The sequence below is a fragment of the Streptomyces sp. NPDC054863 genome (assembly GCF_053610825.1).
In genome coordinates this window covers 1-12132 of sequence record NZ_JBSGZD010000022.1, presented here as the reverse complement: position 1 = coordinate 12132, position 12132 = coordinate 1, and the positions used below count along the sequence as shown (strand labels likewise).

Annotated in this window: 8 protein-coding genes; 3 read left to right on the top strand and 5 right to left on the bottom strand. The window is 68.7% G+C overall.

Features of this window, described 5'->3' with window-relative positions:
* Positions 1-175 precede the first annotated feature (175 nt).
* From ACWGIG_RS07060 to ACWGIG_RS07040, 5 genes are all read right to left on the bottom strand, one after another.
* On the bottom strand, positions 176-1036 hold the full coding sequence (locus ACWGIG_RS07060; protein WP_453320505.1) for an arylamine N-acetyltransferase family protein: 861 nt from the start codon (positions 1034-1036) through the stop codon (positions 176-178).
* Between the two features lie 28 nt (positions 1037-1064).
* Complete coding sequence (locus ACWGIG_RS07055) at positions 1065-1865, bottom strand: succinate dehydrogenase/fumarate reductase iron-sulfur subunit (RefSeq protein WP_453320504.1); 801 nt, start codon at positions 1863-1865, stop codon at positions 1065-1067.
* On the bottom strand, positions 1862-3823 hold the full coding sequence (locus ACWGIG_RS07050) for a fumarate reductase/succinate dehydrogenase flavoprotein subunit (protein WP_453320503.1): 1962 nt from the start codon (positions 3821-3823) through the stop codon (positions 1862-1864). The genes ACWGIG_RS07055 and ACWGIG_RS07050 overlap by 4 nt, the downstream gene beginning before the upstream one ends.
* A gap of 19 nt (positions 3824-3842) precedes the next feature.
* Entirely contained in the window at positions 3843-4673 is an 831-nt protein-coding gene (locus ACWGIG_RS07045; protein ID WP_453320502.1) for a hypothetical protein, read from the bottom strand.
* A 149-nt stretch (positions 4674-4822) separates the two neighbouring features.
* Complete coding sequence (locus ACWGIG_RS07040; protein WP_453320501.1) at positions 4823-5128, bottom strand: hypothetical protein; 306 nt, start codon at positions 5126-5128, stop codon at positions 4823-4825.
* A gap of 315 nt (positions 5129-5443) precedes the next feature.
* Here ACWGIG_RS07040 and ACWGIG_RS07035 point away from each other — a divergent pair, with 315 nt between their 5' ends.
* The 3 genes from ACWGIG_RS07035 to ACWGIG_RS07025 all read left to right on the top strand — a co-directional run bounded on the left by ACWGIG_RS07035 (position 5444) and on the right by ACWGIG_RS07025 (position 12120).
* Entirely contained in the window at positions 5444-7813 is a 2370-nt protein-coding gene (locus ACWGIG_RS07035; protein WP_453320500.1) for an ABC transporter family substrate-binding protein, read from the top strand.
* 290 nt (positions 7814-8103) lie between these two features.
* Positions 8104-9975, top strand: a complete 1872-nt coding sequence (gene typA, locus ACWGIG_RS07030) for a translational GTPase TypA (protein WP_453320499.1) — start codon at positions 8104-8106, stop codon at positions 9973-9975.
* A gap of 516 nt (positions 9976-10491) precedes the next feature.
* Positions 10492-12120, top strand: coding sequence for a peptide ABC transporter substrate-binding protein (locus tag ACWGIG_RS07025; RefSeq protein WP_453320498.1), 1629 nt, complete (start codon positions 10492-10494; stop codon positions 12118-12120).
* The last annotated feature ends 12 nt before the right edge of the window (positions 12121-12132 follow it).

The window sequence follows — 12132 nt, the reverse complement described above, 5'->3', positions numbered from 1 at the left end:
AGGGGAGACCCCACTGCCCCCGGGGGGCGGCCCCGCTGCCCAAGGGGGCTAGGGGCAGGTAGTCAGGGGCGCGGGGAACTGCGCGACCAACCACGACGTACCCGCACGACGCCCCCCGTCCCCCCGTCCCCCCGGCCCCCACCTCCCCCGGGTTCCCCCCGCCCCAGCCCCCCCGCTACACCCCTCCCATCCTCCGCACCAGCAACTCCTCCTCCTCGCCCTGCTCGATCCCGAAGACCTCCGCCAGCACCTTCGGCACTTCGTGAGGCTCGAAGTCGCGGGTCTCGGGGGCCGGTCGACCCCCCGGCCAGGTGGTCGTCAGCTTCAGCTCGTCCAGGATGTGCATGCGGTCCGGCAGCACACGCTGCACGAAGAGGCGGTGGCTGAAGGGCGAGTGGGGGTTCGAGGCGACGAAGTAGTTCGACATGCGGAAGTCGACCGGGTACTGGGGCGTCTCCGTGAAGGTGTGCCGCACCATCCACCCGTCGCCGTCCTGGTCCGTCCCGGGGCCCGTGGCGGGCTGGTGCAGGGCCCATCCGCGCGCCCCCGGCGAGACCTCCTGCTCGCGCAGCCAGTACCGCCACGCGTCCTGCGTCACCTCGGTGCCCGCCTCGCCCGCGACCATCTCGATCGGCTCCAGCTGGCTCGCCCCGAAGCCCACGTCGCACAGCCAGCGCCGCCCGTCGAGCTCCACCACCAGCATCGCGTGGGTGGTCGGCAGCAGCTTCTCGCTGCCCATGGCGACCCGGCCCTGCACGGCGAAGAAGTCGAAGCCGACGGCTTCGAGGGCCGCCGCGAAGAGCGTGGCGTGCTCGAAGCAGTAGCCCCCGCGGCCACCGGCCACCATCTTGGCCTGGAGGGTCTCCAGGTCGAGCGGCACGTCGTGGTGGAGCATCGCGTCGACGGTGCTCCAGCGCAGGTTCAGGACATGGCCGCGGTGCAGGGCGCGGAGGGTCGCCAGGGTGGGTGCGCGGTCCCCTTCGTAAGCGATCTTGGTCAGGTAGGCGTCGAGGTCGAGTGAGTCGCTGTTCCACATGACCGGTGCAGCGCCGGTACCGCCGGAGCTATTCCGTCCGCCTGCGGATCTTGTTGCCGAGCCAGACCAGCGGATCGTACTTCCGGTCGGCCGCCCTCTCCTTCAGGGGAATCAGGGCGTTGTCCGTGATCCGGATGTGCTCGGGGCACACCTCCGTACAGCATTTGGTGATGTTGCAGAGGCCGAGACCGTGCTCCTCCTGCGCGCTCCTCTTCCGGTCCAGACCGGCCTCGCCCGCCGCGTCCAGCGGATGCATGTCCAGCTCGGCGACCCGCATCAGGAAGCGCGGCCCGGCGAAGGACGCCTTGTTCTCCTCGTGGTCGCGCACCACGTGACAGGTGTCCTGGCACAGGAAGCACTCGATGCACTTGCGGAACTCCTGCGAGCGCTCCACGTCCACCTGCTGCATCCGGTACTCGCCCGCCGCCACGCCCTGCGGCGGTACGAAAGCCGGCACCTCCCGCGCCTTCGTGTAGTTGAACGACACGTCCGTCACCAGGTCCCGTACGACCGGGAAGGCGCGCAGCGGCGTCACGGTGATCGTGTCGGACGGCGCGAACGTCGACATGCGGGTCATGCACAGCAGCCGGGGACGCCCGTTGATCTCCGCGCTGCACGAACCGCACTTGCCCGCCTTGCAGTTCCAGCGCACCGCGAGATCGGGCGCCTGGGTGGCCTGGAGGCGGTGCACGATGTCGAGGACGACCTCGCCCTCGTTCACGGCGACCTTGAAGTCCTCCAGGCCGCCCCCTTCCGCGTTCCCGCGCCAGATGCGGAAGTCGGCGACGTACTTGGCGGACGCGGCCCCGTTGGACCCAGTCGTGGTCACTCGTGGAGCTCCTCTTCGGCGAGGTACTTGACCAGCTCCTCCTTCTCGAAGAGGGCGAGCAGGTCCGGGCGGATGGGCTCGGTCGTCGTCGATTCGAGCTCGATCTGGCCGCGCACCGGATCGGTCGCGGCGAGACCGCCCGTCGGGTCGGCGGGACGGCACAGCAGGTTCACCGGCCGCCAGGACCGCTCCATGGCGGGGAAGTCCTCACGGGTGTGGCCGCCGCGGCTCTCGGTGCGCTCCAGGGCGGCGCGCGCGATGCACTCGCTGACCAGCAGCATGTTGCGCAGGTCCAGGGCCAGGTGCCAGCCCGGGTTGAACTGGCGGTGCCCCTCGACCCCGGCCCGCCGCGCCCGCACCCTCAGCTCGGCCAGTTTGTCGAGGGCCCGGGTCATCTCGGCCTCCCGCCGGATGATGCCGACGAGATCGTTCATGGTCTGCTGGAGCTCCTGGTGGAGGGTGTACGGATTCTCCGGCGGCCGTCCCTGCTGCGCCGCGTGCAGCGGCGGCGCCTCTTCGGGCCCCTCCGCGCTGAACGGCCGCAGCGCCTCGGCCGCCGCCGCGTCCACCTGCTCCTCGTCCACCCGCGGGCGGGCCGCGCCCGTGTGCTCCAGGGCGTGCTGCGCCGCGTGCAGTCCGGCCCGGCGGCCGAAGACGAGCAGGTCGGACAGTGAATTGCCGCCGAGCCGGTTGGACCCGTGCATGCCGCCCGCCACCTCCCCGGCCGCGTACAGCCCGGGCACCGTGCGGGTGGCGGCCGTGTCGGAGTCGACGGCGATGCCGCCCATCACGTAGTGACAGGTCGGCCCGACCTCCATCGCCTCGGCCGTGATGTCGACGTCCGCCAGCTCCTTGAACTGGTGGTACATGGACGGCAGCCGCCGCCTGATCGCCTCGGCCGGCATCCGCGTGGAAACGTCCAGGTAGACGCCGCCGTGCGGAGTGCCCCGCCCGGCCTTCACCTCGGAGTTGATGGCGCGGGCGACCTCGTCGCGGGGGAGCAGCTCGGGCGGACGCCGGTTGTGGTCCGGGTCCTCGTACCAGCGGTCGCCCTCCGCCTCGGACTCCGCGTACTTCTCCTTGAAGACGTCCGGGACGTAGTCGAACATGAACCGCTTGCCGTCGGAATTGCGCAGTACGCCCCCGTCCCCGCGCACCGACTCGGTGACCAGGATCCCCTTCACGGACGGCGGCCAGATCATCCCCGTCGGATGGAACTGCACGAACTCCATGTTCAGCAGCGGCGCCCCCGCGAGCAGGGCCAGCGCATGCCCGTCGCCCGTGTACTCCCACGAGTTCGACGTCACCTTGAAGGACTTGCCGATGCCACCGGTCGCCAGGATCACGCTCGGCGCCCCGAGTACGAAGAACCGCCCCGACTCGCGCTCGTAACAGAAGGTCCCCGCGACCTCTTCCCCTTCCTTCAACACCCGTGTCACGGTGCATTCCTGAAAGACCTTCAGCCGGGACTCGTAGTCCCCGGTCTCCCGGAAGTCCTCCTGCTGGAGCGACACGATCTTCTGCTGGAGGGTGCGGATCAGTTCGAGTCCCGTGCGGTCGCCGACGTGCGCCAGCCTCGGGTACTCGTGCCCGCCGAAGTTGCGCTGCGAGATCCGCCCGTCCGCCGTGCGGTCGAAGAGCGCCCCCCAGGTCTCCAGTTCCCAAACCCGGTCGGGTGCCTCGCGCGCGTGCAGCTCCGCCATCCGCCACTGGTTGAGGAACTTCCCGCCGCGCATCGTGTCGCGGAAGTGCACCTGCCAGTTGTCCCCGGAATTCACATTGCCCATGGACGCGGCGATGCCGCCCTCGGCCATCACCGTGTGCGCCTTGCCGAACAGGGACTTGCAGATCACCGCGGTACGGGCGCCCTGCTCACGCGCCTCGATCGCGGCCCGCAGTCCGGCACCGCCCGCCCCGACCACGACGACGTCCCATTCCTGCCGCTCCAGTTGAGTCATTGCCCAAAAGCTCCATGTGTTAGAAGAAGCGCGGATCCTCGAAGGCGCCGGAAGCGACGAGATAGACATAGAAATCGGCGAGCGCCACGCTGATCAACGAGGCCCAGGCCAGGCTCATGTGACGGTCGTTCAGCCTTCCCACCCAACCCCACATCCGGTACCGCACCGGGTGCTTGGAGAAGTGCTTCAGCCGGCCGCCGACGATGTGCCGGCAGGAGTGGCAGGAGAAGGTGTAGGCCCAGATCAGCGCGATGTTGACGAGGAAGACGAGCGTGCCGAGGCCCATGTGGCCCCACTCGTAGCGCGCGTCGCGGAAGGCGAGCACGGTGTCGTAGGTGAGGATTCCGGCGACCGGCACCGCCGCGTAGAAGAAGTACCGGTGGATGTTCTGGAGCACGAGCGGGAAACGGGTCTCGCCCGAGTACTTCTTGTGCGGCTCGGCCACCGCGCAGGCCGGGGGCGAGGCCCAGAAACCCCGGTAGTAGGCCTTGCGGTAGTAGTAACAGGTCAGCCGGAAGCCGAGCGGGAAGATCAGGACGAGCAGCGCGGGGGAGAGCCCCCACCAGCTGCCGAAGATCTCCCAGTTGGGGCCGCCCTTCATCGGGACGCAGTTCTCCGCCAGACAGGGGGAGTAGAACGGCGAGACGTAGGGGGCGGAGTAGTAGTCGCTGTTGGCGAAGGCCCGCCAGGTGGAGTAGACGACGAAGGCGAGCAGCCCGGCGGCGGTCCCGGCGGGCGCCAGCCACCAGCGGTCGGTGCGGAGATGGCGGGCGCTGATTCTGGCGCGGTCGGGACCGTGGACGCCGGACGCACGTGGCGTACGGGCTGCGGGGTCGGTGCCTGTGGCCAACGGAGGCTCCAGGGGTAGGAGGGACGGATGGCGGGACAAGAGGGCTAGGTCCTCAGGAGCAGGCTTTTAGGGGCGCGGGGAACTGCGCGACCAGCCACAACGCACCCGCACGACGCCCACCGGCCGCACCTACCCCCCCGCGCCCCCCCTCAAGGTGCATGGCGGTCCCGCGCCCCCAGCCCCTCGTCGTCCGAGTCCGTCCACAGCGCGCTGTCGTACGGCGCGTCCGGGATCGTGATCAGCTCCGGCCGCGGCGCGGGCGGCGGTGCCGCCGCCGCCCCGGCCGCCAGGGCCGCCAGCATCGCCACGCTCTCGCGCAGGTGCGCCGCGTCCGTGCGGACTCGCCGCACATCCAGCCCGTGGCTCTCGCCGACGTGCGACGTCACCCGCAGGACGGCCTGGTCCAGCCGGTCGAGGCAGTTCTGAAGATCCGTCAACTCTTCGTGCAGGGACATGAATTGCCCTCACTTCCGCGGTGCGGTAGGAGACGCGTCTGCGCCTTGGAGTGTCGCGCGTCACATCCCCTGTTGTGAAGGGTGCGTACAGCGGTACGCGCAGTGCGCCCGCCCCGCGCGCCCCGTCAGGACCGCAGATTGGGCCGCACGGGTGGGCTTCCCCGGATGCCCGACGTGTCGCCGCCGCCTCCCGCGCGAGAGCCCTTTCAGTGGGTCGGCAGGACAACAAGTGTGATCACCGCAATAAGCCACCAAATGTGAATTTAACGGCCCGTTCCGGTACGGAGGGGCCGGGTCAGCCTGGAGGTACCACCCATGTCCGACGTCGGCGTACCCAACGGGTTCCGGAGATCCCCCCGCCCCCTTCGCGGTGTCGCGCTCCTCACCTCCGGCGTACTCGCGCTCCCCGTCCTGACCGGCTGCGGCGGCGGTGCGGACGGCGAGGAGGCCACGGGCGCGAGGGCCGTCGCCGCCGACCTCGCCGCCACCCACCGCGAGCAGGTCGCCGACGGGGGCACGCTGAACTGGGCGGTCGACTCGGTGCCCGAGACCCTCAACGCCTTCCAGGCCGACGCCGACGCCACCACGGCGCGCATCGCGGGCGCGGTGCTCCCCTCCCTCTTCGTACTCGACGAGACCGGAGCGCCGCAGCGCAATCCGGACTTCCTGGAGGACGCCTCGATCGTCGAGCGCGAGCCCAAGCAGGTCGTCCTCTACAAGATCAACCAGCAGGCCGTCTGGGGCGACGGCCGGGAGATCGGCGCCGCCGACTTCGTCGCCCAGTGGCGGGCGCTGCGCGGCAAGGAATCCGCGTACTGGACCGCCCGCAACGCCGGGTACGAGCGCATCGAGAAGATCGAGAAGGGCGCCAACGACCTTGAGGTGAAGGTCACTTACGCCAAGCCGTACGCCGACTGGCGCTCGCTCTTCACCCCGCTGTACCCCAAGGAGGTGATGGGCACGCCCGACGCCTTCAACGACGGCGCCCGTACGAAGCTGAAGTCCACGGCAGGACCCTTCCGCCCGGCGAAGCTGGACCGCGCGGACGGCTCGGTCGTCCTGGAGCGCAACCCGCGCTGGTGGGGACAGCCCGCCAAGCTCGACAAGCTGGTGCTGCGCGCCGTACCGCGCGGGCAGCGTGCCACCGCGCTGGCCGAGGGCAGGGTCGACCTCGCCGAGATCGACAGGGGCGCCGCGGAGCGGATCTCCCTCGCCGTCAAGGACGCGGGCAAGCCGCCCGTCGCGCACGGCCCCGGCTCCACCACCACCGCCGCCGAGGCGCTCCGCTCGTGGGCGCGGGCGCACGGCGCCGTCGACGAGGAACAGGCCGAGGCCGAGCAGGAGGTCCGCAGGAAGGCCAGGGAGGCGGCCCGGGATTACGCGGCCGAGCAGCGCGGGCTGCGCCGCTTCACCGTCCGCAAGTCCCTGGAGCCCGCGTACACCCAGCTCGCCCTGAACGGCACCTCGGGGCCGCTCTCCGACGAGCGGGTGCGCCGCGCCGTGGCCCGCGCCCTGAACCGGCAGGAGCTCGCCGAGTCCGTCCTCGCCCCGCTCGGCCTGCCCGCCGCCCCGCTCGGCAGCCACCTCGCGCTCGCCGGACAGCAGACGTACGCCGACGGCAGCGACGCCCTCGGCAGCCAGGACACCCAGGCCGCGCAGGCCCTGCTCGCCGACGCGGGCTTCACGCCCGGCGGCGCGGGCAGCCGCACGGCGGGCAGCAGCTCCGACGCGGAGCAGAAGAAGCGCGAGCAGGCCGCGAAGAAGAAGGAGACCGGCGACGAAGCGGCCTCGGACGACGGCATGTACATCGTCGGCGACGACAACAAGCCCGGCAGCGGGGCCGCCGACGGCAAGCTCGACGACAAGCCCGGCAGCAAGCCGGGTGACAACGGCAACAACGCCTTCCGCACCGAGTCCGGGATCTACGTCCTGGCCCCCGCCATGGGCCCCCGCGGCCTGGGGCAGAGCTCCGGCAGCGAGGCCGACGGCAAGGCCGAGGCGAAGGAGAAGAAGGGCGGCATGGCCGGTGCCTACGCCCCGCGCGGCACCGCGGCCCCGGCCGCCCGCGCCGCCGGAGCCGGTGACGCGGGGCCCGCCGGAGCCGGTGCGGCGAAGGCCCCCCGCCTGGTCGGCAAGGGCGGCAAGCCGCTGACCCTGCGCTTCGTGCTGCCCTCCGACGCGGGCTCGGCCGCCCTGCGCACGGTCGGCGAGCGGATCTCGAAGATGCTCCAGAGCATCGGCGTACGCACCGAGGTCACCAAGGTCGACGACGCGAGCTACTTCAAGGACCACATCGCCTCGGGCGACTACGACCTGGCGCTCTACTCCTGGCCCGGCACCGCCTACCCCGCCACCGACGGCCGGCCGATCTTCGCCAAGCCCGAGCCCGCCGCCGACGGCTCGCTGCTCGTCGAGCAGAACTACACCCGGGTCGGCACCGACCACATCGACCAGCTCTTCGACAGGGCGGCGGCCGAGCTCGACGACGAAACCGCCCGTGACCTGGTGAAGCAGGCCGACGCACGGATCTGGGCCGCCGCCGGATCGATCCCGCTCTACCAGCGTCCCGAACTGGTCGCGGTGAAGCCGCAGCTCGCCAACGCGGGCGCCTTCGGATTCTCCGCACCCCGCTACCAGGACATCGGATTCAAGAAGCCCGATTCGGCCAAGGATGAGCGCAAGTAATCGGAAATATGGGCTCCGCCGCAGGTCAGTGGCCATCTCGCGATCTGAGAATCAGCTCAGTTTCGGCTCAAATTCCTTGCCCGCCGCGCCTTGGGCGGGCAAGGTCGACCGGGACTCCTTGACCCGGAGCGCGGTATCCCCCCACCCCTGAAACACCCCCTCCCGATCGGCCCGGGAAGCCCGTCCCGCGTCCGCCACGTACCATGGGGTAAGCCGTGGCGCGTCCGCCCGGTGGGCGTACGAGGAACGAGACGCCGCATCCCACGATCGAGAGAAGCGTTAAGCAACCCATGCCCACGCGCCACGACATCCGTAACGTCGCCATCGTCGCTCACGTCGACCACGGCAAGACCACCCTGGTCGACGCCATGCTCAAGCAGGCCGGCGCGTTCGCCGCGCACGCCGCTGAGTCGCTCGACGACCGCATGATGGACAGCAACGACCTGGAGCGTGAGAAGGGCATCACGATCCTGGCCAAGAACACCGCGGTGAAGTATCACCCGAAGGATGGCGGCGACGTCATCACCATCAACATCATCGACACCCCCGGCCACGCCGACTTCGGTGGCGAGGTCGAGCGCGGCCTGTCCATGGTCGACGCCGTCGTCCTGCTGGTCGACGCGTCGGAGGGCCCGCTTCCGCAGACCCGCTTCGTGCTCCGCAAGGCGCTGTCCGCGAAGATGCCGGTCATCCTCTGCATCAACAAGACCGACCGTCCCGACTCCCGGATCGCCGAGGTCGTCGACGAGACGTACGACCTGTTCCTGGACCTGGACGCGGACGAGGACCAGATCGAGTTCCCGATCGTCTACGCCTGTGCGCGTGACGGTGTCGCCTCGCTGACCAAGCCGGAGGACGGTACCGTCCCGCCGGACAGCGACAGCCTGGAGCCGTTCTTCTCCACGATCCTCCAGCACGTCCCGGCCCCCGAGTACGACGAGGACGCCCCCCTTCAGGCGCACGTCACCAACCTCGACGCCGACAACTTCCTCGGCCGCATCGCGCTCTGCCGTGTCGAGCAGGGCGAGCTGCGCAAGGGCCAGACCGTGGCCTGGATCAAGCGTGACGGCACGATGTCCAACGTCCGCATCACCGAGCTGATGATGACCGAGGCCCTCACCCGGCTGCCCGCCGAGAAGGCGGGCCCGGGCGACATCTGCGCCATCGCCGGTATCCCGGACATCATGATCGGCGAGACCCTGGCCGACCCCGAGAACCCGATCGCGCTGCCGCTGATCACGGTCGACGAGCCCGCGATCTCGATGACCATCGGTGCCAACACCTCGCCGCTGGTCGGCAAGGGCGGCAAGGGCCACAAGGTCACCGCGCGCCAGATCAAGGACCGCCTGGACCGCGAGCTGGTCGGTAACGTCTCGCTGCGCGTCCTGGACACCGAGCGTCCCGACGCCTGGGAGGTGCAGGGCCGCGGTGAGCTGGCGCTGGCCATCCTGGTCGAGCAGATGCGCCGCGAGGGCTTCGAGCTGACCGTCGGCAAGCCCGAGGTCGTCACCAAGCAGATCGACGGCAAGAAGTACGAGCCGATCGAGCGCATGACGGTCGACTCGCCCGAGGAGCACCTGGGCGCGATCACGCAGCTCATGGCGACCCGCAAGGGCCGCATGGAGACCATGACGAACCACGGTTCGGGCTGGGTCCGCATGGAGTGGATCGTTCCTTCCCGTGGCCTCATCGGCTTCCGTACGGAGTTCCTGACGCAGACCCGCGGCACCGGCATCGCGCACTCGATCTTCGAGGGTCACGAGCCGTGGTTCGGCGACCTGCGCACCCGTCACAACGGCTCGCTCGTCGCGGACCGTTCGGGCACGGTCACGCCGTTCGCGATGGTCAACCTCCAGGAGCGCGGTGTCATCTTCACCGAGGCCGGCACCGAGGTGTACGAGGGCATGATCATCGGCGAGAACTCGCGCGCCGACGACATGGACGTGAACATCACCAAGGAGAAGAAGCTCACCAACATGCGTGCGGCTTCCGCGGACACCACGGAGAACGTGGTTCCGGCGCGCAAGCTGTCGCTTGAGCAGTCGCTGGAGTTCTGCCGCGAGGACGAGTGCATCGAGGTCACGCCGGAGACGGTGCGGATCCGCAAGGTCGTCCTTGACGCCAAGGAGCGGGGTCGTTCGGCCTCGCGCGCCAAGCGCTAGGCGCTAAGTGGTAGTTGGGGAGCTGCGGGCCGGTGGGGGTTGGCCGCGCAGTTCCCCGCGCCCCTAGGGGGCGCCCCTGAATGGCCCGGTAACCGTGATCGTGCGGTGCCGGGCCATCGGTGTGTCTGGGGGCAAGTCTGGCCAAGATCCAATTGACGTTTTCGTACTGACTGGTCAAGTCAATTTCCGGGGCGGGTGTCCGGATATCGATCGCCGTTCTCCGGAAGTTGCGTGAACAGTCCGTTTCGCGGGTGTCTGTCTGTGATCGGTTTGTCCGGATTTCGGGCACTGAGGGGTAAGTGATGTTGTCAAAACGAGACCCTTTAAGTGTGGTTTACGGTCCGGGCGTACTTAATAGTTGGCTCCATTGAGCTCGGGTCAATGGGTCACGCGCTGTGGGGAGCGCCGACTCACGAGCACACTGGGGCACCAGAATCTTCTCGCCGTCAGGGGTGTCGGCGAGTACACCTGTGCCCCCTCTTGCAGTTAACAAGTGGACTCATGAGGAGGAACCCCATGCGTGGTGCCAAGAGCGCCAAGTGGGTCGCCATGGCAGGTGTCGTTGCGCTCGCAGCGACGGCTTGTGGTGGCGGCAAGGACAGTGGCAGCGACAACGCCAACAAGACAGTCGACCCCAAGGGGATCGTCAGCTACGCCAATGGTGAGCCGCAGAACCTTCTGCAGCCGGCCAACACCATGGAGGCGTACGGCAGCGTCGTCATCAACTCCCTCTTCACGGGTCTGGTCAGCTATGACAAGGCCGGCAACATCGTGAACGAGAACGCCGAGTCGGTCACGCCTGACGCCGACAACAAGGTGTGGACGATCAAGCTGAAGGCCGGCTGGAAGTTCCACAACGGCGAGGCCGTCACCGCCAAGTCGTTCGTCGACTCCTGGAACTGGGCCGCCAACCCGGCCAACGGCCAGCAGAACAGCGCCTGGTACCGGGACATCGTCGGCTACGACACCGTGCACCCGGCGAAGGGCAAGGGCACCGGCACGGAGATGTCCGGCCTGAAGGTCGTCGACGAGAACACCTTCACGATCACGCTGAACCACGGCATCCCGTACTACGCCTACAAGCTGGTGTACTCGCCGTTCTACCCGCTGCCCTCGGCGGCGCTGAAGGACCCGAAGACGTACGGCGAGAAGCCGGTCGGCAACGGTCCCTACAAGTTCACGTCGTGGCAGCGCAAGAAGTCGATCAAGGTTGCCGCCTGGGCCGACTACAAGGGCGACAAGCCGAAGAACGGCGGTGTCGACTTCAAGGCGTACACGACGCCGACCGCGGCCTACAACGACCTGCGCTCCGACAACGTCGACACGATGCCGCTGGCCCCGGACAGTGAACTCGCCAACTACAAGCAGGACTTCGGCAAGCGTGCGATCACGTCCGAGTTCTCGGCGATCAACACGATGAACCCGGCGTTCTACACGGACCAGTGGAAGAACATCGACGTCCGGGTCCTTCAGGGCCTGTCGATGGCCATCGACCGCGCCACGATCGCCAAGACCACCTTCTACGGCAACCGCAAGCCGGCCACCGGCTGGGTCGCCCCGGGCGTCAAGGGCTACCAGGAGAACGCCTGCGGCGAGGTCTGCACGTTCAACCCTGAGAAGGCCAAGAAGCTCATCAAGGAGGGTGGCAACGTTCCTGGCAACGCCATGACCATCCAGTACAACGCCGACCAGCCGCACAAGGGCTGGGTCACGGCCGTCTGCAACGACATCACCAAGAACACCGGTGTCAAGTGCACGGGCGACCCGGTGACGGACTTCCAGGCCGACACCGAGATCCGGGACAAGAAGAAGGTCAAGTCCTTCTACCGGTCCGGCTGGACCCTGGACTACCCGTTCAACGGCAACTTCCTGGCCGACCTGTACGGCACGGGCGTCGACGGCAACAAGGGCGGCTTCTCGGACAAGAAGTTCGACGAGCTGTCCAAGAAGGCCGACCAGGCCAAGACGATCGACGAGTCGGCGAAGCTGTACCAGGCCGCTGAGAAGCAGCTGGTCAACACGATGCCGGGCATCCCGCTCTTCTACAACCAGATCAACTCGGCCTACTCGAACAACGTGAAGAACGTTGAGTTCGACCAGGCCGGTGACCCGATCCTCACTGCGGTCGAGGTCTTCAAGAAGTAGTCGCCGGAGATC

Excerpts from the sequence above, each read along its gene's own strand:
- ACWGIG_RS07060 (WP_453320505.1), bottom strand. The coding sequence starts at position 1,036 with ATGTGGAACAGCGACTCACTCGACCTCGACGCCTACCTGACCAAGATC.
- ACWGIG_RS07050 (WP_453320503.1), bottom strand. The coding sequence starts at position 3,823 with ATGACTCAACTGGAGCGGCAGGAATGGGACGTCGTCGTGGTCGGGGCG.
- ACWGIG_RS07040 (WP_453320501.1), bottom strand. The coding sequence starts at position 5,128 with ATGTCCCTGCACGAAGAGTTGACGGATCTTCAGAACTGCCTCGACCGG.
- ACWGIG_RS07035 (WP_453320500.1), top strand. The coding sequence starts at position 5,444 with ATGTCCGACGTCGGCGTACCCAACGGGTTCCGGAGATCCCCCCGCCCC.
- typA (WP_453320499.1), top strand. The coding sequence starts at position 8,104 with ATGCCCACGCGCCACGACATCCGTAACGTCGCCATCGTCGCTCACGTC.
- ACWGIG_RS07025 (WP_453320498.1), top strand. The coding sequence starts at position 10,492 with ATGCGTGGTGCCAAGAGCGCCAAGTGGGTCGCCATGGCAGGTGTCGTT.